Annotated in this window: 19 protein-coding genes and 5 pseudogenes; 10 read left to right on the forward strand and 14 right to left on the reverse strand. The window is 67.8% G+C overall.

Annotated elements, in window-relative coordinates; genetic code table 11:
• Window positions 1-87: 87 nt before the first annotated feature.
• From BCF44_RS55055 to BCF44_RS58325, 6 genes and pseudogenes are all read left to right on the forward strand, one after another.
• Window positions 88-873, forward strand: coding sequence for a beta-ketoacyl synthase N-terminal-like domain-containing protein (locus tag BCF44_RS55055; protein WP_147328995.1), 786 nt, complete (start codon window positions 88-90; stop codon window positions 871-873).
• Window positions 852-1538 (forward strand): hypothetical protein, encoded by a 687-nt coding sequence (locus tag BCF44_RS50860; protein ID WP_170218203.1) that lies wholly within the window; start codon window positions 852-854, stop codon window positions 1536-1538. Before BCF44_RS55055 ends, BCF44_RS50860 begins: the two co-directional genes overlap by 22 nt.
• Window positions 1525-2121 (forward strand): SDR family NAD(P)-dependent oxidoreductase, encoded by a 597-nt coding sequence (locus tag BCF44_RS50865; RefSeq protein WP_116181815.1) that lies wholly within the window; start codon window positions 1525-1527, stop codon window positions 2119-2121. The genes BCF44_RS50860 and BCF44_RS50865 overlap by 14 nt, the downstream gene beginning before the upstream one ends.
• A 119-nt stretch (window positions 2122-2240) precedes the next feature.
• A complete protein-coding gene (locus BCF44_RS57115; protein ID WP_211353628.1) occupies window positions 2241-2912 on the forward strand; it encodes a helix-turn-helix transcriptional regulator in 672 nt (223 codons plus the stop codon).
• A gap of 9 nt (window positions 2913-2921) precedes the next feature.
• A complete protein-coding gene (locus BCF44_RS50875) occupies window positions 2922-3503 on the forward strand; it encodes a helix-turn-helix transcriptional regulator (protein ID WP_116181817.1) in 582 nt (193 codons plus the stop codon).
• 244 nt (window positions 3504-3747) lie between these two features.
• Window positions 3748-3989 (forward strand): annotated as a pseudogene (locus BCF44_RS58325) (IS256 family transposase); the annotation flags it as partial.
• 92 nt (window positions 3990-4081) lie between these two features.
• On the opposite strand, the pseudogene BCF44_RS58330 reads toward BCF44_RS58325, so the two are convergent.
• The 3 genes and pseudogenes from BCF44_RS58330 to BCF44_RS58885 all read right to left on the reverse strand — a co-directional run.
• A pseudogene (locus tag BCF44_RS58330) lies at window positions 4082-4459 on the reverse strand (transposase family protein); the annotation flags it as partial.
• Between the two features lie 7 nt (window positions 4460-4466).
• The gene (locus tag BCF44_RS59440; RefSeq protein WP_379796329.1) at window positions 4467-4805 is read right to left on the reverse strand and encodes a transposase; all 339 of its coding nucleotides are present in this window, start codon (window positions 4803-4805) and stop codon (window positions 4467-4469) included.
• A gap of 3 nt (window positions 4806-4808) precedes the next feature.
• Window positions 4809-4931, reverse strand: a complete 123-nt coding sequence (locus BCF44_RS58885; RefSeq protein WP_281283267.1) for a hypothetical protein — start codon at window positions 4929-4931, stop codon at window positions 4809-4811.
• A 343-nt stretch (window positions 4932-5274) separates the two neighbouring features.
• On the opposite strand from BCF44_RS58885, the gene BCF44_RS50895 reads away from it, so the two are divergent.
• A complete protein-coding gene (locus tag BCF44_RS50895) occupies window positions 5275-5559 on the forward strand; it encodes a hypothetical protein (RefSeq protein WP_116181818.1) in 285 nt (94 codons plus the stop codon).
• Between the two features lie 159 nt (window positions 5560-5718).
• Here BCF44_RS50895 and BCF44_RS57130 read toward each other — a convergent pair whose 3' ends face one another.
• Together BCF44_RS57130 and BCF44_RS57135 are read right to left on the reverse strand one after the other, a co-directional pair.
• The gene (locus BCF44_RS57130; RefSeq protein ID WP_211353632.1) at window positions 5719-5868 is read right to left on the reverse strand and encodes a hypothetical protein; all 150 of its coding nucleotides are present in this window, start codon (window positions 5866-5868) and stop codon (window positions 5719-5721) included.
• A gap of 14 nt (window positions 5869-5882) precedes the next feature.
• Window positions 5883-6050 carry a hypothetical protein gene (locus BCF44_RS57135; RefSeq protein WP_211353633.1) on the reverse strand — a complete coding sequence of 56 codons (168 nt, stop codon included), beginning with the start codon at window positions 6048-6050 and terminating at the stop codon, window positions 5883-5885.
• 926 nt (window positions 6051-6976) lie between these two features.
• Between BCF44_RS57135 and BCF44_RS58335 the strand changes: the two are divergent.
• Both BCF44_RS58335 and BCF44_RS56280 read left to right on the forward strand, forming a co-directional pair.
• Window positions 6977-7205: pseudogene (locus BCF44_RS58335) on the forward strand (IS5/IS1182 family transposase); the annotation flags it as partial.
• 167 nt (window positions 7206-7372) lie between these two features.
• Complete coding sequence (locus BCF44_RS56280) at window positions 7373-7573, forward strand: hypothetical protein (protein WP_170218204.1); 201 nt, start codon at window positions 7373-7375, stop codon at window positions 7571-7573.
• A 759-nt stretch (window positions 7574-8332) separates the two neighbouring features.
• On the opposite strand, the gene BCF44_RS50900 is transcribed toward BCF44_RS56280, so the two are convergent.
• Window positions 8333-8701 (reverse strand): hypothetical protein, encoded by a 369-nt coding sequence (locus BCF44_RS50900; protein WP_147328996.1) that lies wholly within the window; start codon window positions 8699-8701, stop codon window positions 8333-8335.
• Window positions 8702-10097: 1396 nt separating this feature from the next.
• Between BCF44_RS50900 and BCF44_RS59445 the strand changes: the two are divergent.
• Window positions 10098-10268: pseudogene (locus tag BCF44_RS59445) on the forward strand (lasso peptide biosynthesis B2 protein); the annotation flags it as partial.
• A 103-nt stretch (window positions 10269-10371) separates the two neighbouring features.
• Here BCF44_RS59445 and gltD read toward each other — a convergent pair.
• The 8 genes and pseudogenes from gltD to BCF44_RS50950 form a co-directional block, all read right to left on the reverse strand.
• Window positions 10372-10567, reverse strand: a pseudogene (gltD, locus tag BCF44_RS59060) (glutamate synthase); the annotation flags it as partial.
• A 148-nt stretch (window positions 10568-10715) separates the two neighbouring features.
• Window positions 10716-12335, reverse strand: coding sequence for a phytoene desaturase family protein (locus tag BCF44_RS50920; protein ID WP_116181821.1), 1620 nt, complete (start codon window positions 12333-12335; stop codon window positions 10716-10718).
• Window positions 12336-12344: 9 nt separating this feature from the next.
• A complete protein-coding gene (fabG, locus tag BCF44_RS50925; RefSeq protein WP_211353637.1) occupies window positions 12345-13085 on the reverse strand; it encodes a 3-oxoacyl-ACP reductase FabG in 741 nt (246 codons plus the stop codon).
• On the reverse strand, window positions 13082-13501 hold the full coding sequence (locus tag BCF44_RS50930) for a 3-hydroxyacyl-ACP dehydratase FabZ family protein (RefSeq protein WP_211353634.1): 420 nt from the start codon (window positions 13499-13501) through the stop codon (window positions 13082-13084). Before BCF44_RS50930 ends, fabG begins: the two co-directional genes overlap by 4 nt.
• Window positions 13498-13854: a 3-hydroxyacyl-ACP dehydratase FabZ family protein gene (locus BCF44_RS50935; protein WP_246016290.1), complete on the reverse strand. Its 357-nt coding sequence runs from the start codon at window positions 13852-13854 to the stop codon at window positions 13498-13500. The genes BCF44_RS50930 and BCF44_RS50935 overlap by 4 nt, the downstream gene beginning before the upstream one ends.
• Window positions 13855-13859: 5 nt before the next feature.
• The gene (locus BCF44_RS50940) at window positions 13860-14840 is read right to left on the reverse strand and encodes a beta-ketoacyl synthase N-terminal-like domain-containing protein (protein WP_116181824.1); all 981 of its coding nucleotides are present in this window, start codon (window positions 14838-14840) and stop codon (window positions 13860-13862) included.
• On the reverse strand, window positions 14837-16054 hold the full coding sequence (locus tag BCF44_RS50945; protein WP_116181825.1) for a beta-ketoacyl-[acyl-carrier-protein] synthase family protein: 1218 nt from the start codon (window positions 16052-16054) through the stop codon (window positions 14837-14839). Before BCF44_RS50945 ends, BCF44_RS50940 begins: the two co-directional genes overlap by 4 nt.
• Window positions 16051-24084: a non-ribosomal peptide synthetase gene (locus BCF44_RS50950; protein ID WP_170218206.1), complete on the reverse strand. Its 8034-nt coding sequence runs from the start codon at window positions 24082-24084 to the stop codon at window positions 16051-16053. Before BCF44_RS50950 ends, BCF44_RS50945 begins: the two co-directional genes overlap by 4 nt.
• Between the last annotated feature and the right edge of the window lie 9 nt (window positions 24085-24093).

A 24093-nucleotide genomic window follows, 5' to 3' on the forward strand; every position in this document is an offset into this window, starting at 1 on the left:
GGATCAGGAAATCTACTCCGTGATCCTGAACGCCCTCGGACAGCGGCCCCGTCCGAGCTGCTGACAGCGACGACGGTCGCCCGACTGGTGGCGGACGCCGACCTCGACGAGACGCGCCTGCGCCGACAGACAAGGGCGTGGCGCAAACAACGAGGAGCTGTCATCGAGGTTCGTGCCGGACAGCTACACCGCAACGCTGGTGCGTCCCTCGCCGCCGACACGGCCGCAATAAAGGCCGAGGCCGCGACGAGCTGGCACCCCTATGTGGACGGTGCAGTCCAGGTCCACCGGGTTCGACTGCTCGCATGTCGACATGACCAAGGCGGAACCGCTCGCGTGGATTGGCGAAACGCTCACCCGCACGCTGGGAGAGTTGGCGCCGCACACACCGGAAACCGAGGAGACACGATGACCAACCGCGTGCTTGTGACTGGCCTCGGTGTGGTCTTCAGCATCAGCACCGGCCGCGCCGAGTTCACCGAGGCGCTCCGCGCCGGGCGCAGCGGGGTCCGGCGGATCACCGTGTTCGACGCCACCGGGTTCGAACACACCAACGGCTGCGAGATCCGGAGCTTCGACCCGTCGAGGTGGATTCGCCGAAGCGACGTCGAGGAGCTGAGTCGGCCGCGCCGGTTCGCGGTCGCGACGGTATGCTCGGCCGGCAACTACGCCATCGGCGACGGTTTCGACGCGGTCCGCGCGGGCGAGGTCGACTTCGCCCTCTGTGGCGGTGCCGCGCCCTGTGCCGCAAGACGTTCGCCGGTTTCTACCGCCACGGCACCGTCGCGCTGGACTGCCGCCCGACGTTCGACAAGGGCCGCGAGGGAATCCTCACCGACGAGGAGGCCGAAGTGCTCGTGCTGGAGAGCATAAACTCCGCGCTGGGCTGCGGCCCCCGACCTACGCCGAGATCCTCGCCTACAGCCTCACCTGAGACGGCCCACTACCCGGCCGCGCCCGACCAGACCAGCATCAAGGAGTGCGTCGAGTTGGCGCTGCGGGATGCCGCCGCCGAGCCGGGACAGGTGGACCTCACATCCGCGCACAGCATCGGCATGCTTGCCAACGACGTCACCGAGACAGCCGTCATCCGCGGCGTCTACGCCGACCAGCCGCCGCCGGAGGTATCGGTGAAATCGATGCTCGGACACACCATGGGCGCGGCGAGCCTGCTGCGCAACGGTTGGGCGCTGACCGTGCTGGTCGGGGCCGTTGAAGAGTTCTCCCACACCCGGTCAGTGATCGAACGCCCCAGCGGCAACGACGAACGGCTTGGCGAGGGATGCGTCATGCTGAGCATGGAAACCTACGCCGGACGTCGCCGACCTGGAGGGCGTGCTTCGGCCCGACGCGCTGGACGATCGCCCGATCGCACAGTTGATCGGCGACACTGGGGCCGCGTCGCCTCTGTTCCAGGTGGCGCATGTGCTGGTGAGGATGGAACAGCGGGGGCAAGCGGACTGGCCCTGGTCAGTGCCGTGGATCGGGCCGGTGCTGTCGCGTGCGCCTTGCTGCGAGTGACTGATGTGGTGGGGTAGGGCGGTCCGTCGGGTCGCTCTGGTCGACTGTGGACCGTCGGGGATCGGTTCCGACACCGCGATGCGCCTGGCCAGGGACGGATTCGACCTCAGCGTCCGGCGGACCGCCGACGACGTTGACGGTCTCGCGGCGGTGCGGGCCGTCGGCCGCCGGGTGCTGACCACGGGCGTCGACCTGGGCGACCCGGACGACGTGCGACAGTGGATCTCCCGCACCGAGGAGTTGCTCGGACCCGTATCCGCGGCGGTGACCATCGCGATGGCGGCGACCGTCGACAGCGATTCCACAGGTCTGCACAACATTTTTCGGGCGGTTGTCGTGAGAATGATGAAAAGGCAGGAGGGTGTGGTCGTGGCCATCTGTTCGCCCGCTCAGTCATGCGACTCGGTCGGACACGACAACTGCGTCGCTGGGACGATCGCCTTCTGCCGGGCGCTGGCCGCCGACGTGCGACGCTACGGTGTGCGGGTCAACGTCCTGGTTCCAGGCCGCTGTCGGCCCGACGAGGTCGCCGAACGCGTCGGCCACCTGATCTCCGGCCGGGCCAGGCACGTGACCGGCGCGGTGCTGCGGATGAACTGAATCATCCGCGTTGTTCGGACATCGTTCCCGATGAATTGCGGAATTCGTGCTACCCGCGACACCCGGTGCATAGCATGTGCCCACATATCGAGGAATCCATTGTCGGGGAGGATTTGGCGATGTCCGAGGCTGTCAGCGCGACCGTCCTGCGGCTGCGGGACGACCGCGTCCGAGCGGTGGACACCGACGACTCGGGACTGAGCCGGCCGCTGTTCGACCGGTCCGGCGCCGGCGTCGCTGTGCTGAACCGAGAACTGCTCGTCACCAATGCCAGCGCCGCCCTCGGCGCTCTGTTCGATACCCGGCCTTCGACTTTGGTTGGCATCCGCTTTCCCGATCTGTTCCTCGCGCCGGTCCATGACACCATGCGTCGGCAGCTCGCCGAGCTTGCGGTCGGCCGGCGCCTCCGGTTCGCCGAACGACTGGTCGGAATGCGGCCGGGGGAACGGGTCTTCTTCGCGGACGTCACGGGCCGCTTCCTGGATCCGTCATCGCTGATCATGGTCGTCGATCCGGGTGACACGCCGTGGCGGGTGTGGGACGACGGGCCGTCGGTCCTACTGAGCAAGGTGGACGCGCGGATCCTGGAGGGTCTGGCGGCAGGGGAGTCGGCCGTCCGGATGGCGTTGCGCCTGCACCTGAGCCGCCAGTCGGTCGACTACCACGTGGGCGCGATGCTGCGGCGGCTGAGCGTGCCGAGTCGAACCGCGTTGGTGGCAAAGGCGTGCGCCGCCGGCCTTCTCGACTCGACCACCTGGCCGCTGCGCGTGCCGGCCAAGCACATCCACTGAGGACTGACCATGAACGAGACCAACGACCGTTGGTTTGTGGCGAGCCTGGACACCGAACTCCGGATCTCTTTCGCGGACAGGGAGTTCAGCGCCATCTTCGGCGTTCCCCCTGAGCAGTTGCGACAGCGGTGTGTGCTGGAGTTGCTGCATCCCAGCGTGTCGCGGGAGCAGGGGCGGACGCTGAGCCTGCTGGCTCAGGCTGGTCAGGGTGAGATCAGCACAACAACCATGCTGTCGCTGCCTGACGGACAGGCAACGCCCGCCATGATGACTGCCCTCGCCATCCCCCAGAACCGGATCGTGGTGACACTCTGCGTTGTCCCGTATGAGACTCCCGAGCGCAGGGGCCGCCAGCGGGACCTCTCGCTGCTGGACGCCCAGCTGCTGGAAGCTGTCGCCGCGGGCGTGCCCACGACCAGACTGGCTACCCGGTTGAACCTGAGTCGACAGGGGCTGGAATACCACCTCGGCCGGATGGCCAGGAAGTTCGGCGTGACCAACCGGACCGGGCTGGTCGCCAAGGCCTATTCGTCCGGGCTGTTCAGGCCCGACTGTTGGCCCCCGCGGGTCGCGCCGGAGTTCATGGCCTAGCATTCCAGCCGGGACGCAACGTGGATGGTGCGAGGACTCAGTCGAACCCGAACCAGTTCAGGCCTTTGCAGAGCGTTGCTAGAACTCGCCGGGTCCGGACCTCGAACCGCGGGTAGAGCCGTCGTCCTCGCACCGAGCAATGCTCGATATCTGTAGATCGGCCGGTGAAGTGCGCACTTTTCCGGTGATCGAGTAACTGGTCTCAAGCAGGCCAACGTTGGCGCGTCGTTCGGAAGCCACGTCCAGGATGCTGGCCAAAGCGCTGCTGGCCGAGGTCGATGCCTATGTTGCCGCGTTCGCCGACGAGCGTGACGAGCACGGTCACCGCCTGGTCGTGCGCAACGGCTATCACTAGTCCCGGGAGGTCCTCACCGTCGCGGGAACGGTGGACGTCATCACGCCGTGGCCAATGACAAGCGCGTCGATCCTGAGACCGGCGAGCGCCGCAGGTTCGCCTCGGCGATCAGGCCCGCCTGGGTCCAAAGGCTCTGAAGATCATCGAAATGCCGCAGTTGTCGACATCGAGCACCTGGCCATCGAAGGGCGGCTTGACCGGCGTGTGTACGCCGGCCGGCCCCGGTATAGCCGCCGTCGCCAGCGTCGGCAGATCCAGTTGGGAGGCGGCCCAGCACATGCTTGTGGGCGGCGGTCAGGTCGTGGACCGAGCCGGTCTCGACGTCACTGACCCACAGCGGGAACCCTGTCGGCGCCGACAGCACTTGGGCATTGCCGCCGTGCTCGTCGGTCTCTCCCCAGTACCACGCGTCGATCTGCTTCCCTGTGGCGGTGATGGTCTGTTCGCCGCAGCGGTCAGTGGTGAAGACCTGCCCATCCAGGATGAGGTGGGTCATGCCGTCGTCTTTGGCTTTCCGTGAGGCGTCGTGCAGGTCCGGTGGCTGATCGGCAGGGACGGTGATGACCTCGTCCTGGTACCGGTAGTCGGTCGCGCGTGACATCCCATGATCACGACGTAGATGGGGTGGCGTTGGAGGATGCGGCGGGCTCCGCGCGAGCCTTTGGCGGGTTAGTGGCGGACCAGGAGTGCTTGCGCGGCTGGGTGTCGGCGTTCCTGCACGATCGCGGCGGTGTAGACGACACTGTTGAGCCGGTGGTTGCCGCGGCGGTGCAGCCGACGCGCTTCTGGTCGGCGGAGTAGACAGCGATCGGTGCGCAGCCGGTGTAGCGCGCGAGCTTGGCCGAGGCGGCGAACCGGGTGATGTCACCGCTCTCGGTGATCAGGGCCGCTGGCGACTTGTGACTGATCCCGGTGACCTTCAGCAACGCAGGCGCTAACGGGCTCACGAGCTACCTGATCGTGGTGTCGAGGTCGTGGACCCGGCGGTTGATCTCGGCGATCTCGGTGATCATGTCGATCAGCGCCTGGCGGGCATGCGTCGTGGTCGTCGTGCTGTTCACCAGCGCTGTCACCGTCGCCAGGTTCCGGCGCGAGCCAGACGTGCAGCTGGGCCTTGAGCTCGTTGATCGCCACCGTGCGGCGCTTGATGAGATCGCTCCACAGAACTCGGAACAACCTCCTCTAATCGGCGCATCCACTCACCGCGTGCTACTTCACGTCACGCTCCAACAGTACGAAGCGTGACGTGAAGTAGGCCGCCTGGCGGGGCCTTACGGCCTTGATTGTGAAATCTGCGGAATTCTCCTTTAAATCGGTAGGGGCGGCGCAGTGCCGGTGTAATCTGGTGTCGCCCGAGCAACGGTCGGGGTGGCGGCAAAGAGGCGCCGATGAAGACGAAGAAGATGAGGATTTTCGATGATGGGTGCTGTTGAAGCTGTCGCCGTCGAGGCGGTGCCCGCCTCCGGCGGTGCACTGGGCCCGCTGGAGTTCGCGGTCGCCGAGAACCTGGTGAGCTGTGCTGTGCTGGAGACGTGGGCGCTCGCAAAGGCTGCCCAGCAGGCTGGCCAGTGGGGCCTGGCCAAGATATATCTGGCGAGGATCGCCGCAGCAGGTGCCTTCCATCAGTCGGCAGATGCCGCCGCGGCCTTTTCCACGGGGAATCTGTCGGTCGACGAACTGGCCGCGCTCCGTCTGGCCTAAAGACAATACCGGTGACTTAAGGGTTATCCGGTAGGTCGTGCTTCCAGGAGGCGCCTGGGTGCCGCGGCGCGGACAGGTCAAGCCCGACACAGACGTCCGGTTGTCGGACCGAATCGCGATCGGGCTGCAGACCAGGATGTTCCCGCAGGAGTTGGTGGATCAGGTGATCACACAGCCCTGACCGACCCGTTCAGCATCCAGGATCCGGCGGTTGACCGCACGGGCTTTGGTCTGCAGGTCGTCGAGGTTGGGCAGACGGGCGTTGCAGCCCAGGTCTCGAGGTGCGTTGATGATGGTCTCGATGCGCATCGCGGGGCCGTCCTTTAGGTATTGCTTGATGCGAGAGAGTGCTTGTAGTACACGTTGAGCAGCACACCGCCGTTGCCGCGGCGGTCGATCGCGGTGTGAAAGGTGCCGACCGTGTCGCGACGGACCGGCCGATTGAACAGGATCTCGACGTTGTGGGGTCGACCGAGGTCGAGGTTGTCCACGATGAGGGCTTCGCAGAAGCTGCGGGCGTGTCGGGGTGCGCCAACACGATGGTGTGGGAGATCTCGATCTGCCGCATCGAGGTTTCCCACCAGTAGCCGGCGTCCCTGTCGCTGTCACCGAAGGGCAGCGGCAGCCGGGCCAGCCAACGCCTGACGAACACAGTGATCACGCCGGCGCCGAGCCGGTCGTAGATCGCCTGCAGCACGACGGGGTCGTCGGTGGTGGCGAAGCCGTTGGATAGTGCGGTGAACCCGAGCCTGGCCCGGTCCGCTTGCCGCTTGGCCCACTCGTGGCCATTGAGCTAGATCTTGGCCGGGCAGGGGAAGTAGCTGCAGACCTTGACGAACGCCGGGCCGAAGTCGATGTCCCACAGGTAGAAGTAGTACACGGTCACTCGCCGTTCGGTCTTGACGGACGACTACTGCTGGGCGCCGGAGGCCAACTGGCGTTCGTAGGCGGTTGAGACCCGCAGGGACTCCTGCGCGACTCCGCTTGCCGCGACGCCGGAGCGGCCGGTGGCGGCCTGTGTGGTCTAGGTGCGGGCGCATGATCTCCAGCTTGCCGCCGACGTCGTGCTTGCCGAATTTGATCCAGGGGATGTTGTTGGCCTGGGCGTAGGAGGCCACTGGCCGGCGGAAGCGGTCACCGGACTGCCGGAACAGCGCCAGCGAGGGGAACGGGTAGCTGACGTTACCGGTCAGGAAGGCCACAACCTGGGCGCTGGTCTGCAGGGGGACGTAGGCGTTGAGGTAGATCCGGTCCAGGCGCTGGATGTCCAGCGCGACGTGACCGTCGTGCATGTCGTTGACTGTCATCGCTTGGGTGCTCGTGACCAGCCTCCGCAACCACGAGACTACGGGATCGAGGGTGCACCCGACCGCAGGCTGTGATGTTTGAGGTGTTGCCGCTGGTAGTGGCATCGTCGGGCACGGTCTCCACCGCAACATGCTGGCTCTATGTCACCGAAGTCGTCGAACTGCAGGCCGGGCGGGCCCCGAAGCTGGGGTCCGCGCTGCGCAAGGCGAAACGACTGGGCGTGGCCTACGTACGTGGTGATCGACCGGACGCTGATCCCGATCGACTGGGTCGCCGCCGACCGGCCCTTCTACTCCAGCGAACACAAGATACGCGGGGGCGATTTAGTTGATCTAGCCCTGTCGGCGAGACTGACTTGCGGTCGGCCGACCGGTCTTGAGTATGATCAGGTCATCCGACCGCCTTCACGTGCTTATTGGTGCGTGGTTCGCAGCGTGATCAGTCGATGCACCGATGGTCCGAGTCGGACCTCGGCCGCGTCTGCGGAACTCAAGTATCGTTCCGTGTGGAAACCGTGTCCCTCGACTGCGGCCTGCTTTGTCAGAACGCGTACAAATCGCGCGAACGCCGTGGTGGCGACGACGGCCTCCCCGGCGGCGCAAGTGATCGGATGCATCGCCGTCATGTCTTCGAGTGGAGTCAAGGATGCCGTCGTGGCGGCCTGCTCGATTCGGCGCACAAAAATCCCTTTCCGATCGGTGTGTGACTGCTGGCCGGCCGACGTGGGCCGCGCGTCCACCGAGATGCTGATTCGTCCTGACTGTTAGTTTCGTCAGAGTGAATGTTGGCGAATTGTCACGCTATGGCGGTGGTGGCTGATGTCTTTGCCCGGCCGCCTGCCGCCACCGTCGGGTCGATCGGCCCGCGAGCGGAGCAGTTGAGGATCTCCTCGCGTGTCATGTGAGGAAACCCTTCACGACAGACGGGTGGACCCGAACTCTTGGAGCCATCAGGTCAGTCAAACATTTTACACGTCGTCGACGAGGTCGTCGAGCGATACGCGGGACGGGCTTGTTCAGCAATGACCGCACGGTGACGCGGTCAGTGAGAAAGTCTGGTCTGTCGGGGTTGTTAAAGCCGACGGTACCCTTACAACCGGCGCGCATGCCCGCATAGGGGTAGCGCTGAAATCGCGGGTGTTAATACACCCCGCGGATGCCGGTTTCGCAATCTCGGGTGGCGTGACAAATACTGGCCATGCCACTCTCGGGTGGCGAGTTAAATGTGGTCTCTTGTCGCTTTCCTCCGGACTTTTTCGCCCCTTGGGGCGTGTCAAGTGTGATCAGATGGGTCAGCTGGTTCAGGAACGCGGGCATCGGCGATGATCGGGCGGCAGGCGCGGCACTCCTCGGTGATCATTGGGACTCGACATCCAGATGATCACTGACGGCCGTGCCTGCCTCTTACTTGGCCTGACCAGCCCTATACGACTTTGCCCCCAGACCCTGACTCGAGCGCGTGTAGGTCAGTCGTGCAGGCTTGCCGCCAGCGTCGTCAGTGCGGCGCTGGACAGGTCCGTACCTGGGACGCCGCCAGCCGGCAGGGTCACCGGGGCCGACGTGTAGTGGCCGATGTGGTAGTGGGTGGCAAGAGCACCACCGATGAAGCCGGCGATACCGGCGGTGACGATGGCGGCCGCGCCGAATCCCTTGCCCGCCACCACGGCCGCCTCGGCGGCCGTGGCGGCCGCGGCGCAGGCGACCGGCGAGTTTGAGACGCTGAACGCCAGCGGCGAGTTGTCGACCCGCTGTAGATTGACGAACGACTCGATATCAATCATCACGTTGCCCTCGCAGACGTTATCGTGGGAAGTTGACGAAAGTGCCAACAGCAACTTCCGGCCAAAGCTATCCAACTCCCGTCACTGTCACATCCACCGACCTGAGGATGCCCAGTTCCGTGTTCTCACCATTGATCTCCGCTAAATGATGACATATTATCCGGGGGTGGCGAGGCTCAATTAGTCAGGATTTCCCGTTGGTCAAGCTGCTGGATCCGCAACGAAGGCGTCGGCCCGATCGGCGGCGTGTCAGGACGGGTTGGTGGTGCATCGAGCCGTGGCCGGGTGTATTGACGGGTCCCCAGGGTGTCGCATCGCGCGCAAGCCGGCCGACCAAGGCGACGTTGTCGTCCCACGCAAGGCGGGCGGCCGCGCGGACGGCAGGCCTGATTGACAGCACATCGGCGGCTTGGCCGAGAGCCGCGCGCCATGCCGTCACGTCCGATGCTGTCATTCGCGGGGCTTCGCACGGTGCACCTGACCCGCCGGATCCGCCCGCTATTGTCAGCGGCGCGTCCGGAGTCGTGCTATTGCGGCATTACCGGGTGAAAACTCGACACCTTCGAGATCGACGATTCAGCGAATGCAGAAGATTCTCCCTCACCTCTCTGGTGGTCATCTTGGTGTGATTATTGCTAGACTTTCCGGTGTATCGGCTAGGAAACCCGGAGCGCACCTTCTGGTGTTGTCCTTCTAACTAGGGGAATGTATGGAGATCAACTCTGTCGAAAAGGCTGCTCGTCGATGGGGTGCAGGATCGGTTGAATCGATGGAGATGTCGACCGAGATGCTTCCGTTGCTGTGCGCCACCGTCATATGCACGGAAGCCCTCGCGGAACGGTTTGCTTACGCGCTAGAGCGGACGCGCGCAGCTCGCGCGGTGCGGGGGGGCGCGGCGTCTCTTCAGTCGACGCGATCGGATCTGATTGCCGCGCGGGGCGAGCTCTCCGCTATGTCGGTGGATGACTTGAACACCATGATCTCGAACATCTAACCTGGTTGCGACCAACTGGATTGCTGTCGGAACGGGGTTGTCGACGCACGCGATCGACGACCCCGTTCCGGCATTGACGCGGCTGCAGGCACCCACGTGATCGCGCCATCGCGGTCGCCGGTCGGTGCGGCACGCAGACGAGCTGAACCCCGGTTTGCGGTCAGGGCGGCCACCGACAATTCGGCCCCGCGCCCGCTGCCAGCGGCCCCAGCCGACCTGGTGTGAAACTGCAGGCCGTCGTCACCGACTCGCCTCGTCGTCATCGCGGTCCGCCAACGACGCTCCTGACACCGAGCGCTCGCCAAGCGCTGGTCCGCCGACTGGTCGACGCCGGGCTGATGACGCGATGAGCTCGCCCGTGGGGCTCGCCCAACGCGCCAGGCTTGCGCTGCCGCAACGGGTACTGCTACTGCTGGCGGTCGCGGTGGCGAACTTGGTCATCAAACTCCGCTCCGGCGGCTGCGTCAGGTCCTGGAGCGGCTCAGCCGCGGTGCTCGCCCCGCGACCAATCGTCAGGCATCGGCCGCGCGGACCGCGGTGGTGTTGGTGAGCCCGCGCTGCGCGCAGGACGGATGCCTGAAACGGTCTGTGGCCGCCGCACTGCTGTGTCGGGCCTGGGGGAACGTGGCCGACGTGGTGTGTCGGGGCTCGCAGCAGGGAGTTTGCCGCCCACGCCTGTGTGGTCGTCGGGGACCAGGGTTTCTTTCAGGCGATTCAGACCACGGCCAGCGGCAGCAGGGCGCACCGGGCTGGGTAGCTCGGATGAACCGATCGGGTAGCTGCGACGGCGTGTGCCACCGAGCGTCCCTCGGCGATTGCCCATACCACCAGCGACGCACCCCGGTGGGCGCCACACAGCCGAAACACCGGGTGTGGCGGTCGGAACCGACGGAAAGCGTGCCGCGGGCGGAAAGCTGAAGGCCGAGACGACCTCACCCTGGCGTCGTTTCCCGCCGGCTGTTCCCCACGTCACTTGCGATGGCCGCCGCAGGGACCCACCCCCGGGTCTGTACGCATGGCTACCTGGTCTGCGGCGGTGCCGCGCTGGTCGCTGTGGTGATGGGCTGAGCTGTCTCAGCGCCTGTCGATGCGGGCCAGGCCGCGGGCGTCACGTCGGGCGATGCCCCGGGAAACCCGCAGCGGATCCCAGCCTCTTGTTCGATCGGGTAGCAACGAGGTGTTGGCGAACACGGTGCCGGCTCGGACTTCTGACAGCACGTCACGGCCGAGGATCTCGCCGGCGCACAGTGCGCCGCCGATCATGGTGCCGGCGACGCCGATGCCGGCGCGAGTGCTCTGGCCGACGACGTACAGCCCGGCGACCGGTGTCAGGAAGCTCGGCCGGCGGCTGATGCCGCCCCAGTTGGCCACTCCGTACGGGGTGCCGCCGCTCGAACCCACGTAGCGCCGTTGGGTCAGCGGCGTGGCCAGTTCCTGGTGCACGATGCTGCCGCGCAGCGGGCCGAGGGCTCGTTCGCCAGCCGCCAGCATCGCCGCGGCCCATCGCCGCTTGGCGGCCAGGTAGTTGCTGTCACGGCGATAGTCTCCGGCGCCCCACGGGTATCCAGTCGGGGCCAGCGTGATCAGTTGCAGGTTGCTGTGCCCCGGCGGACATGTCGTCGAATACGGGTCCTTGACCGAGGCGAAGGAACAGAACAGGCTCGGAGTGTCGGGCATCTCGCCGGCGTCGAGCCCGGCCCAACTGCGTTCGACATCCTCGGTCGGATGCCACCACAGGTTGGCATTGGGCAGCTCGAACCTGCGGTCCAGCCCGAGATACAACACAACGACGGCCGACCGCATCGCGGCTCGTTCGGTGCGGGCGATCAGCGCCTGGGGGAAGTTGCGGGCGCCGCCAGCCAAACGTAGGACGGTGGCGCGATAGTCAGCGTTGGAGACGACCAGCGGCGCGTGCTCGATGGCGCCGTCGGTCAGCCGCACGCCCCGAGCCCGGCCGTCCTCGATGAGGATCTCCGCGACGGGCGTGCGCGTGCGCAGCTCGCCGCCGTGGCTTTCCAGCACCTCGACGAGACCGGCGACCATCGTCTGGCCGCCGCCCTCGGGATAGTAGGCGCCGCGCAGATAGGAGTCGAGCATGTCGAGGTGATTGCCGACGGTGATCTTCGACGGTGCGGCGCCGTAGTTACCGGCCTGAGCGGCGAGAACTGTCCGGGCTCGGGGCGTCAGCCCACAGTGGTCGAACAGTTCCGAGAGACTGCGTCGCCGCCATCCGGTCAGCTCGGGGTTGGCCAGCAGGGACTCGACGCTCGCCGTGCGCACCGGGTCGCAGATCGAGGAACAGATGCGGATGAACTCATCGATCCCGCTAGTCTCGACGGGCAGGGCGCGCACCAGGCGGTCGCGGTAGCGAGGCCAGCCGGTCGGCACGTCCACGGCCAGGCTGGGCAGCACAATCCGGTCGAAGCCGTCCTGGTCCATCGGCAGGAACCGGACCCGGTCTCGTAGCCCGAGCCCGGACAGCACAGCAGGCAGTGTCCCGTCGGGGCCGCAGTCGCCGAGGTAGTGCACGCCAACGTCGAACTCGTACGTCCGGCGCCGACGGAACACGTGGCCGTTGCCGCCCGCGACATCGTGCTGTTCTGCGACGAGCACGCGGTATCCGTGCGTGGCGAGATAGGCGGCGCATGTCAGGCCGCCGAACCCGCCGCCGACGACGATCGCGTCCCAGCCCATGATGGCTCCTCAGATGGCGATGCCGCCGTCGATATGGAAAACGGATCCGGTCACGTACGCCGCCCGCTCGGAGGCGAGGAAGGCGGTGAGCCCGGCGACCTCGTCCACCGTGCCGAACCGGCCGAGCGGGACGGCGTCGAGCAGCCGCGCGCGGGCCTTGTCGGTGAGCTCGCCGGTCATGTCGGTCTCGATCAGGCCCGGTGCGACCACATTCGCCCGCACTCCATACCGTCCGACCTCCTTGGCCAGCGTCTTGGTGAAGGCGATCACGCCCGCCTTGGACGCCGAGTAGTTGCTCTGGGTCGGATTGCCGTACACGCCCGACACCGACGAGATGGTGACCAGGCTGCCGGACCGGCGTTTGACCATGCCGAACGCGACCGCCTTGCACACGTGGTAAACCCCGTCCAGGTTGGTGTTCATCACGGCGTGCCAGTCCTCGTCCTTCATCAGCACGAGCGGCGCGTCCCGGGTGATTCCCGCCGAGGTGACGGCCACGTCAACAGGCCCAAGGTCCCGTTCGGTCGCCCGGATCCAGAGCTGGACGGCGAGCGGGTCCGTGACGTCGACCCGCTCGGCCCGCACCCGGCCGCCGAACTCCGCCGCCTGCTTGATCAGATCCTCCGCTGCCCGCTCGTCGGAGCGGAAGCAGAAGCTGACGTCGTGCCCGTCCTCGGCCAGCCGGAGCACGCAGGCCCGGCCGATTCCACGGGATCCGCCGCTGACCAATGCCACTTTGGACATTCTCACCATCCTTTGTGGAGATTCCGGTAGCTGACCGCCATCCTGGACACCGTGAGGACGGGTGCGCCCCGGACCGAGCTGCCGCCCGTGAAGATCATCGTGTCGCCGAGCACCGCGGCGACGCTGACGCGGTGCTCCAGAAGGTCGCCTGGCAGGACAGGGCGATGGAACTCGACCTCGGTCGCGGCGCCGAGCAGCATCGTGGCGCCGGCGTCGGGCTTGCCGGCGAGCACGCCGGCGCTCTGCGCCCACGACTCGACCAATAGCACCTGGGGATACGCGCCATCGGCGCCGTGGTACCAGGGCTCATCCCGGGTGATCTTCCTGACGGTGTGGATATGGCGACCGGCAACGAGTTCTCGCACCGAATCGACGAGCAACATCGGCGGTCGGTGCGCGAGGATCTCGCTGATCTCGGTCACGCCGTTCCTCCCACTCGCAGACGGAGCCGGACTGTGGCCACGGCACCGCGACCGGTCGACGCGTGTGCGGAACAGCGCCACCGCTGGCCGTCCCGGCGCCAGCTGACGGTGATGGTGAGCTCGTCGCCAGGCAGCACCGGCGCCCTGAACCGCGCCGATTCGAGTGCAGCCAGCTCGAGGCCGGCCTCGGGCGCGAGCAGCAGCGCGCCGAGTCGCGCGTACTCGACCAGGCACATGCCGGGGAAGATGGGGGAGTCCGGGTAGTGGCCGGCGAACACCGGCTCGTCCGGACTGATCGGCACGCGGACCGTGTCGCCGGACACCACCTGGAGCTGCCCGATGACGGGGCTCACAGTCTTCAACGCGGGCTCCCGATCAGCCGGAGGACCACGCACGCCGACGATCCGTCCGTGTCGACCGCGGTGACCAGCGCGAATCGGTCCACATGAGACGGATTGAGCTCGGCGGCGGCAAGTACGGAGACGAGTTGGAAGGTGGCTGAGGCCGACGACGCGTCCCCCGGCAGGCCGTCGATCCACGTCGGCCGCCCCGCCAGCAGTTCCCTTTCCTGCGTGGTTCCAGTGCCGGACACGGCCCAGATCCTGTTCCCGGCACAGGAAGCCGACACCAGGGCGGCGTCCACACAGTCACGCAGGGCAGCGCCCGGACTCCCGTCCAGACACAGCCGCGACCGGACCGCGAGAATCTCGGCGCGGCCTGGCGCGTCGTGGTCGACCGACTCGGCCAGCGTCGCGGCGCAGCCTTCGGTCAGCGGCTTCGGGATCTCGTGGGGCGGACGGGCGAGGTCGATCAGCCGTGCCCGCGCCGGACTGCACTCCTCGGCGGCGCCGACCAGCACACGTTTCGCACGGTGGGAGCGGATCAGCCTGCCGGTGTAGGAAAGAGCCATCAGACCCGCCGTCCGGCCGCCGGCGATCGTCACGTTCGGGCCGCGCAGCCCGTGCCAGATCGCGCATTGACCGGCCGCGCAGTTCATCACCGTGTTGGGGAACAGTGCCGGGTCGACCCGGTGCGGTCGCGCGGCGGTCAGCGACGAGCGGGTGAAGTCCATCATGCTCTGCGCGCTGCCGGTGGTGGTGCCCAGCACCAGCCCGGTATCCGCGCCGGTGTCGCAGCCCGTGTCGGCGATCAGATCGCCGACGGTGGCGATGGCCAGCGCCGTGAGTCGAGTCATCGACCGCGTTCCCTTGCTGCCGAGCGCCTCCCGCGCGCTGAAGTCCGGCACATCGTGGCCGGTGGCCCTGCGTCCGAGGAAGGCCTCGCGGCCCCGTCCGTACGGCGAGATCGCGGACCATCCGGTGAGCACGAGTTTGGTCACGACCGCTCCCGGTGCCTGCCAAGGATCACGACGGCGTTGTTGCCACCGAACGCGAGTCCGTTGTTCTGTACGATGTCCAACTCCGCGGCCACGGCCTCGTTGGGCACACAGTCGATGGCGCACTCCGGATCGGTGCGCACGTGGTTGATCGTCGGCGGGATGAAGCCGTGTGTGATCGCCAGCGAACAGGCGACGGCTCCGATCGCGCTGGCCGCGCCCATGGTGTGCCCCAGCATCGATTTCAGGGACACCGTCGGGGGCGGCCGGTCGCCGTAGACCTGGCGGATCGCCTTGGTTTCGGAGACGTCGTTCACCTTGGTGCCGGTGCCGTGCGCCGAGATCAAGTCGACCTGGTCCGGGGTGATGCCGGCGTCGGCAAGGGCCAGTTCGACACAGCGCGCGACACTGTCCTGGTCGGGTGCGACAGGGTGGAAGGCATCGCAGTTCAGACCCCAGCCCAACACCTCCGCGTAGATGCGCGCACCACGGGCGAGCGCGGAGTCCACCGTCTCCATGAACACCACGCCGGCGCCCTCGCCGGTCAGGATGCCCTTGCGGTCGACGTCGAACGGCTGGCAGTGCTCGGGCGCGATCGTGCCGAGCCGGTAGAAGCCGGCGAAGGTCTTGCGGCAGATCGCGTCGGCGCCGCCGCAGATCGCGAAGTCGACTTCGCCGGCGCGGACCGCATCGAAACCGTCGCCGATCGAGTAGTTGCCTGCGGCGCAAGCGGTCCCGACGGTCATGATCTCCACATCGGAGAGTCGCAGCTCGCGCGCGACCTCGGTGGCCAGCCGGCTGGCCACGGCACGGCGGGCCAGCAGCGGATCGAGCGCGCTCCCGCCGGCCAGCTCCGACTCGGTCAGCGTGTCGAGCTCGTGCGCCTCGCCGTCAGTGGTGCCGATGGAGATCAGCCCCCGACGGTCGCGCAGGGTCTGTTCGTCGGTACCGGCATCCCGGACGGCCATCCGGGCCGCCGCGACGGAGAACCGGCTGGCTCGGCCGAGTTCGCCCACCGGCATCGTGCGGATCCAGTGCTCCGGCCGGAAATCGGTCACCTCGCAGCCGTTTCCCGATGCGAAGCCGGTGGTGTCGAACACCGTGATCGGCCGGACACCGCTGCGGCCGGAGCGCAGCCCGTCGGTGAACTCCGGCACACCGATGCCGATGCTGGAGATCACGCCCAGTCCGGTCAGCACGACCCGGTTGGTCCTCATGGCCGCCTCCCCAGTTCCGCCGCCAGCAGCGGGCCGATGGTCGCCAACGGCGCCGGCAACAGCATGAGCTCGTGCTCGCTGTCGATGTCGTGGCACGTGAACTCGCCGGCCACATGCGGTGACCAGCGGCGGACCGCTTCGTCGGCCGGCGGCGCGTCCCGGCCGGCCCGGAAGAACGTCACGTCGCCGGCGAAACGGCGCGGCACGAACCGGGTACCGAGCTTCCCGTGATTGCCGATGACGGCGATCAGGTTGCGCAGCTGGTCGGCGCCGAAGCCGGCCAGCGCGGGGTTCTCCGCCGTTACCGCCGCCAGAATCGAGCCGACGTCCTGGTCGTCGCCGAAGTGGTCGGCGCGATATCCCAGGTAGGCCAACAGCTGCACGAGCAGTTCACGCTCCGGGAGGATCGGCTGTGCCCGTTCGGCCGGGTAGGTGTCGAGGATGGCCAGCAGGTCGACCTGCTGGCCCTGGTCCTGTAACCGCACGGCGATCTCGTGGGCGACGTAGCCGCCGAACGACCACCCGAGAAGCCGGTACGGTCCGTTCGGCTGGATCCGCCTGATCCGCTCGACATGATCGGCCGCGATTGCCGACACGCTCTTCGCGGGCCTGGCGGGTTCGAGGATGCCGCCGGTCTGCAACCCGTAGATCGGCGTGTCCAGATGAGCGGACAGGCCGAGATACGGCCACGCGAGACCGACGCCGCCGTGCACGCAGAACAGGGGAGGCTGGTCGTCGCCGGGCCGGATCGGCAACACCGGCGCGAACGCCTCCCGGCTACGGATCGACGGCCGGGCGCAGAGTTCGGCGACTCGGCCGGCCCACAGAAAGCCGATCGTCTCGACGTCCTCGGTGGCCAGCAGCTCATTGGCCCAGGTCCAGTTCGCCACCAGGGTGTCGTCCTGGATCAGGGTATCGACCGCGAGCACGTGACGCAGCGGCATCTCGTCATCGGCGCCTGCGCCGATGAACTCGTTCTCCGCTGCCGGGGACCAGTCACCGGCGACCGGCTTGAGCCGGCCGAGATAGTTGAACCCGATCTGTGGTGCGGATAGCGCGGCCAGTGCCGGCGCGGTCTCCGGATTGAGGTGTCGTAGCAAGCCGTAGCCGATCCCGTTGTCGGGCACCGCGTCGAGCCTGCGTGTCACCTCGTCGAGCGCCTCGGCGGGGGAGCGCCCGGTGACGTCGAGGCTGACCGGGTAGGCGCTGGTGAACCAGCCGACGGTCCGGGTCAGGTCCACATCGGACATCAGCGCCTCGCGTCCGTGCCCTTCCAGTTCGACGGCCACCGGACCCTCACCGCGCCAGTCCGTGAGTGCCAGCGCCAACCCCGTGAGTAGTGTCCGCTCGATGTCGAGGCCGTTGAGTGGTGCGGCGGGCAGTGCGGTCCGCAACGTACCCATGGTGGCAGTCTTGTCGCGCGTGGGGGAAAGGTCGGCTTCCAGCAGGCGGCCGGCGTGCATAGCCGTCCACAGCGGCAGCTCGGACCCGCGATCGGCAGCTGCGTCCCGCAGCACCTCGGACCAACGCCGCGCCGATGTCAGCGTCGGTTCAAGGGTTTCGCCCTGGTAGGCGGCGAGCAGGTCCGGCAGCAGCACGCGCCAGGACACGCCGTCCACCGCGAGGTGATGCACGGTGATCAGTAGGCGTCCCCGCTCCCGAGGGCCACCGTCGAACCACACGATCTGAACGACAACGCCGTCCGGCGGCTGCAGCAGTTCGCGCGTCGCACGTGCCGTCTCGCGGACGAGATCGGGCAAGCCGTCCGCCGCGAAGTCCACTGTGGACACGACGTTGGCCGCGTCGACCGAGCCGACGGGCAGGACGTCGATAGTCCAGTCGTCGTTCAACCGCATGCGCAGCATGTCGTGGTGGTCGATCACCTTCTGCGCGGCGGAGGTCAGGGCGTCGAGGCGAAGCCCTGCCGGCACGTCGAGCAGCACCGACTGGCTGAATCCGTCTACCGGGCCGCCCAGTTCCCGCAGGTCGTGCATGACAGGCGTCAGCTCGACCCGTCCGACGCCATCGTCCGGCGCGACGACAGCGGCGCCGCGGCCGGCCGCGGTCGCCAGACCGGCGACGGTCCGGTGGGTGAACACGTCGGCGGGCGTGATCCTCAGACCGGCGCGGCGGGCCAGACTGACGAGCTGGATCGACAGGATGCTGTCGCCGCCGAGGTCGAAGAAGCTGTCGTCCGCACCGACTTCGGGCACGCCGAGCACGGACTCGAACACCTCCGCGAGCAGCTTCTCGACCCGTGTGTGGGCGGGCCGACTCGACCTCGAGACCAGATCGGGCGTCGGCAGCACCTTGCGGTCCAGCTTGCCGTTGGCGGTGAGCGGCAGCTGGTCCAGCGTGACCAGCGCCGTCGGCACCAGATGGTCCGGCAGCACCTCCGCCGCGAGCGCATGGGCGGTTGCCGGCTCGGGGCCGCCGACGAGATAGCCGACCAGGGTCGATCCGCGCACGGCCGCCGCCGCGGCACGCACGCCGGGCAGCGTGCGCAGCGCGACCTCGACCTCGCCGAGTTCGATCCGATGCCCACGCACCTTCACCTGATGATCAAGCCGTTCGATGAACTCCAGTTGGCCATCGGCACGCTGCCGTACCCGGTCGCCGGTGCGGTACATCCGGGCGCCCGGCGGCCCGAACGGGTCGGCGACGAAGGCCCGCGAGGTCTTGTCCGTGTCGCCGAGATAGCCGAGGCCGACGCCGTGGCCACCCACGTATAGCTCGCCGGTGACACCGACGCCGACCAGGGCGAGCCTTTCGTCCAGGACGTACAGCCGGGTGTTGAGGATCGGATCGCCGATCGGCGTCCGGCCGGCGGGCGCCTCGAGCAGCACCGCGTGGGTGACGTCGTCGGAGCATTCAGTCGGTCCGTAGGCGTTGACCAGTGGAATTCGGGGAAATCGGGCGAACCAACGGGCACAGAGGTCCGGTGCCAGCAGCTCGCCCGTCACGATCAGACAGTGCAGCGTCGGTAGCTGAGGGACTTGGGCGAGCGAGTCCCAGGCATCCAGCGTCGCGCGCAGCAGCGAAGGCACGACCTCCAGCACAGTAATGGCCCGATCCAGGGTCACGCCGAACAACTCGCCCGGATCCGCCGCGGTTTCCCGGGGCACGGTGATGACCCGGCCGCCGACCATCAGAGCGCCGAACATCTGCCAGACGGAGATGTCGAAGGTCAGTGGGGCGTTCTGCACCACCCGGCTGTCGGGGTCCAGCGCCAGGTTGTCGACCTTGGCGAGCAGGTGGTTGACCAACCCGCCGTGGTGCACCATCGCGCCCTTGGGTCGGCCCGTCGAGCCCGAGGTGAAGATGACGTACGCCAGATCAAGCGGATCGGGCACGACGGGCGTCCAGTCGTCCACTGTGGAGCCGTCGAGGACCATAACCTCGGCGAGCTGCGAACCGAGATCCGCCAAGCCTGGACTGACGAGCAGCAGCTCGACGCCGGCGTCGGCCACCAGCGTCTTCAGGCGGCCCAGCGGGGCCCGGGTGTCCAGCGGGACGTACGCTGATCCGGCGCCCCAGACGCCCAGCACACCGGCGATGACGTCGGGGCCCGGCTCCGCCAGGATGCCGATCAGCCGGCCCGGCGACAGCCGCGTCGCGACGGAACCCGCGCGTGCCAACAGCTCTCGGTAGCTGACCGAGTCGACGGCCGGCTCATCGCCCGAGTGCCGGACGATGCTGGCCAGCACCCCTGGGTGTTCCGCGCCCGCCGGTCCGACCAGCGGCGACGCGCTGAAGACGTCGATCGCCGCGACAGGTTGATCCGGGTCGCGGACCACTTCAGCGAGCAGGCGCCGCAGCCAGCCACCGATCCGTTCGGCCGTCGAGGCGTCGAAGAGATCGGCCGCGTACTCCAGTTGCAGTCGCATGCCGGATTTGCCGTGTTCGACGAATTCGAACGACAGGTCGAACTTGGCGGTGCCGGTGGACATCGGCTCGATCGTGCATTCGACGCCGGGCAGCGGCGGCGGCGTCCAGCTGTCGTCGTGTACGCCGATCAACACCTGGAACAGCGGCTCGCGGGACCTTGACCGCTCCGGCCCGACGGCGTCGATGAGCCGCTCGAAGGGCAGGTCCTGGTGCGCGTACGCGGCGAGGTCGGCGACGCGCACCCGCTCCAGCAGCTCACGGAAAGTCGGTGTGCCCGACACATCGGTGCGGAGCACCAGGGTGTTGACGAAGACGCCGATCAGGTCGTCGGTCGCCTCGTCGAGACGGCCGGTCACGGCCGTACCCAGTGGGATGTCCTGGCCCGCGCCGAGGCGGCTCAACAACGCCGCCACCGCGGCTTGCAGCAGCATGAACACGGTCGTCGAGCTCGTGCGAGCCAGCTCCACGATGCCGCGGTGTGCGGCCGCGTCCCAGTCGACCGTGACGACGCCGCCCCGCTGGCTGGCGACCGCCGGCCGCGGTCGGTCGGTCGGCAGGGTGATCTCCTCGGGCAGGTCGCGCAACGCTTCCCGCCAGTAGGTGTCGTCGACGGGTAGGTCGCGCTGCCAGAGCGCGTAGTCCGCGTACTGCACCGGCAGGTCGGTCCAGTTCGGCGGTTGGCCGGCCAGCCGTGCCGTGTAGGCGTCCGTCAGGTCGTTGCTGAGCGGCCGCAGCGAGCCCTCGTCGCCCGCGATGTGATGCAGGACGAGCAGAAGCACGCTGGCCTCGTCACCGACGAACAGTTCGGCACGCAACGGCACGTCCCGCACCAGGGCGAAACCGCGGCGTGCGCTGTCCCACGCCGCCCGATCCGGATCGTGCGTCTCGATCACGTCCATGGTCACCGGCTGGCCGAGAATGTGTTGGTACGGCAGACCGTCGACGTCCGGGAAAACCGTCCGCAGGCTCTCGTGTCGCAGGCTCAGATCGCCGATCGCCGATCGCAGCACGGCGACGTCGAGGCCGCCGGTGAACCGGAAGGTCAGCGGCATGTTGTAGGCGGGGCTGTCCGGCTCCAGCCGGTTGAGGAACCACAGCCGTTGCTGCGCATAGGACAGCGGGATCGGATCCGGTCGCTCGACCGCCCGCAGCGGCGGCCGGGCCGGGGCTGTCCCGTCCAGCCGACGGGCGAGGCCGGCGACGGTCGGCGCTTCGAACAGCGTCCGTACGGACAGCTCGACGCCCAGCGCCGACCGGACCCGCTTCACCAGCCGCACGGCCGTCAGTGAATGTCCGCCCAGGGCGAAGAAGTCGTCGTCCACGCCGACGCTTGGCACGTCGAGCACCTCGGCGAACAGGCCGGCCAACAGCTGTGCGCGCGGATCGGTGGCCGGGCGATCGACTGGTTTCACGGTCGACTCCGGGGCGGGCAGTCGACCTCGGTCGAGCTTGCCGTTGCCGTTGGTGGGCAACGCGTCCAACACGACTACCACGCCGGGAACCATGTAGGTCGGCAGGAATTCGGCGACCGCCTTGCGCAGCAGGGTCGCCTCGACCGCACCGGCCACGTAGCCAACCAGACGTTTGTCGCCCGGCTTGTCCTCGCGCAGCAGCACGGCCGCGTGTGTGACGCCCGGCTGGCTGGCGAGCGCCGCCTCGACCTCGCCGAGTTCGATGCGGTGACCGCGCAGCTTGACCTGGAAGTCGATCCGGCCGGCATACTCCAGCGTACCGCCGTCCGTCCACCGGGCCAGGTCGCCGCTGCGGTACATGCGCGAGCCGGGCGGCCCGAACGGATCCGCGACAAATCGCTGGGCGGTCAGCTCGGCGCGGTCGAGGTAGCCGCGGGCCAGTCCCGCGCCGCCGATGTAGAGCTCGCCGAGGACGCCAGCCGGCACTGGTCGCAGCGCGCCGTCCAGCACGTAGACGCTGGTGTTGGCCAACGGACGACCGATCGACGGCGTGCCCTGCTCGTTGGACGTGGAGTAGATGGTGGTCTCGCTCGGACCGTACGCGTTGATGACGGCCTTCGCGGCCGTTCGCAGCGCTTCGGACAGTGCGTCGGTCAGCGGCTCGCCGGCCGTCAGCACGGTGATGCCCGCCAGGCAGTCCGAACGACTGTCCACAAGTGACTTCCAGAGCGTCGGCGTCGCCTGCATGATCGTGGCGCGTGCGGCGATGGCCAGGTCCGCGAGTTGGTCTGGGTCACGGACCTCGCTGTGTGTCGCCAGCACCAGCCGGCCGCCGGTCAGCATCGGGACGAACAGCTCAGTGTTGCAGATGTCGAAGCCGAAGGTGCTGACGCTGAGCAGCACATCACCGCTGTGCGCCGCCAGCCGTCCGCACATGTCCATCAGCACGTTGACCAGGCTGGACCAGGTGACGACTACACCCTTGGGCACACCGGTCGAGCCGGAGGTGTAGAGCACGTAGGCCGCGCCGTCAGGATCGGCTTGAACGCCGAGGCTGCTGGCGTCATAGCCGTCCGCGCCGGCGGTATCTGTCAGCACGACAACAGGTTGCGCGTCGTCGAGAATGAACTTGACGCGGTCGGCCGGATATCCCGGATCGATCGGCAGGCACACCGCCCCCGCCTTGCACACCGCCAACGCCGCTACGACCATGTCGATCGAGCGGGGAATCACCACCGCCACCGGACGTTCCGGGCCGGCGCCACGGTCGACGAGCATTCGGGCGAGTCGGTTCGCCCTGGTGTGCAACTCGCGGTGGGTCAGCTGCTGGCCGTCGCACACCACGGCGGCCGCGTCGCTCTCGCAGTGGCGTTCCAGCAGCTCGACAAAGCCCTGCCAAGGCAGCGCACGCTCGGTCTCATTCCACTGGCCGACGATCTTGTCGTGCTCCGCCAGGTCCAGGAAGCTCAGCCAGGCAAGGGGAAGGTCGGCGTTCTCGGGCACTCGGCGCAGCAGCATGGCCAGCCTGGAGGCCAGCGCCTCGGTCTGCGCGCGGGTCGCTCGGGCCGGCGAGTATTCGACGCGCAGGCTGAGTCCGGTGCCGGGCTCGACGAAGACCGTCAGCGGGTAGTGCGTGCCGCTGAACATATCGACGCCGCGGAGCCGCAGGCCGGAGGCAACCTCTTCGCGCCGTTGGCCGCTCAGCGACTTGTTCTGGAACACGAACATGGTGTCGAACAGCTCGCCGACGCCGACGGCCCGTTGTACCGCAGCTAGACCGATGTGGTTGTGCGGCTGCAATGACAACTGCCGATCCTGGATTCCGGTCAGCAGTTCGGTGACGGTCGCGGATGGGTCGAGCTGGACCCGGGCCGGCACGGTGTCCAGGAACAGGCCGATCATGGCCTCCACGCCGGACAGCTCCGGCGGCCGACTCGAGTTGACCGTGCCGTAGACGACGTCGGTCTTGCCGGTCAGCATGCCGAGCAGGACGGCGTAGCAGCCTTGAGCCACCGTGCTCAACGTCAGGCCACGCGACCGCGCCCACCGCGTGAGCCGGTCGGTGTCCACCGCCGACAGCTCCACCGTCACCCGCTCCGGCATCATGGCGGGGCCGTCGGCGTACAGCCGTGTCGGCTCGGCGAAGTCGGCGAATACCCGCCGCCAAGCAGTCACTGCGGCGTCGCGGTCGCGGCCCGCGAGCCACGCCAGGTAGTCGCGGTACGGGGTGACAGGTGGCAGTACGGCGGCCGCGCCGTGCTGGTAGTACGCAAGCAACTCGTCGACCAGCAAGGGCATCGACCACCCGTCGATCAACAGGTGGTGGATGGTGAAGACGAAGCTGTGCGCGGCGGGACCGGTGTGGACGAGGGCGACGCGGAGCAGCGGCGGCCGGCCGAGGTCGAACCGTCGAGAACGTTCGGCGAGCGCGACGGCGGGCACCTCGCCGGCTGGCGCGTTGATCTCACGCCAGGGTACGGCGACGGCGTCGGGAATCAACGCGGCGACCCGGCCGGACCGGCCGTAGCGGAACGCGGCTCGCAGGTTGTCATGTCGGGCCAGCAGCAGCTGGACCGCTTCGCGCAGCGCCGAGGAGTCCAGCTCGCCATCGAGCTCGGCGACCAGTTGCTCGCAGTAGACGTCCACGCCGTGCTGGTCGAAACCGGAGTGGAACAGCATGCCTTCCTGGAGCGGCGTGACCGCCAGGACGTCGGACAGACTCGTGCGCACGCGTTCGTC

This window comes from Kutzneria buriramensis (assembly GCF_003387475.1).
Taxonomy (GTDB): domain Bacteria; phylum Actinomycetota; class Actinomycetes; order Mycobacteriales; family Pseudonocardiaceae; genus Kutzneria; species Kutzneria buriramensis.

Coding starts and splice junctions, on each gene's coding strand:
- BCF44_RS50865 (WP_116181815.1), top strand. CDS start 1,525: ATGTGGTGGGGTAGGGCGGTCCGTCGGGTCGCTCTGGTCGACTGTGGA.
- BCF44_RS57115 (WP_211353628.1), top strand. CDS start 2,241: ATGTCCGAGGCTGTCAGCGCGACCGTCCTGCGGCTGCGGGACGACCGC.
- BCF44_RS50875 (WP_116181817.1), top strand. CDS start 2,922: ATGAACGAGACCAACGACCGTTGGTTTGTGGCGAGCCTGGACACCGAA.
- BCF44_RS50895 (WP_116181818.1), top strand. CDS start 5,275: ATGATGGGTGCTGTTGAAGCTGTCGCCGTCGAGGCGGTGCCCGCCTCC.
- BCF44_RS57130 (WP_211353632.1), bottom strand. CDS start 5,868: ATGCGCATCGAGACCATCATCAACGCACCTCGAGACCTGGGCTGCAAC.
- BCF44_RS50920 (WP_116181821.1), bottom strand. CDS start 12,335: ATGGGCTGGGACGCGATCGTCGTCGGCGGCGGGTTCGGCGGCCTGACA.
- BCF44_RS50945 (WP_116181825.1), bottom strand. CDS start 16,054: ATGAGGACCAACCGGGTCGTGCTGACCGGACTGGGCGTGATCTCCAGC.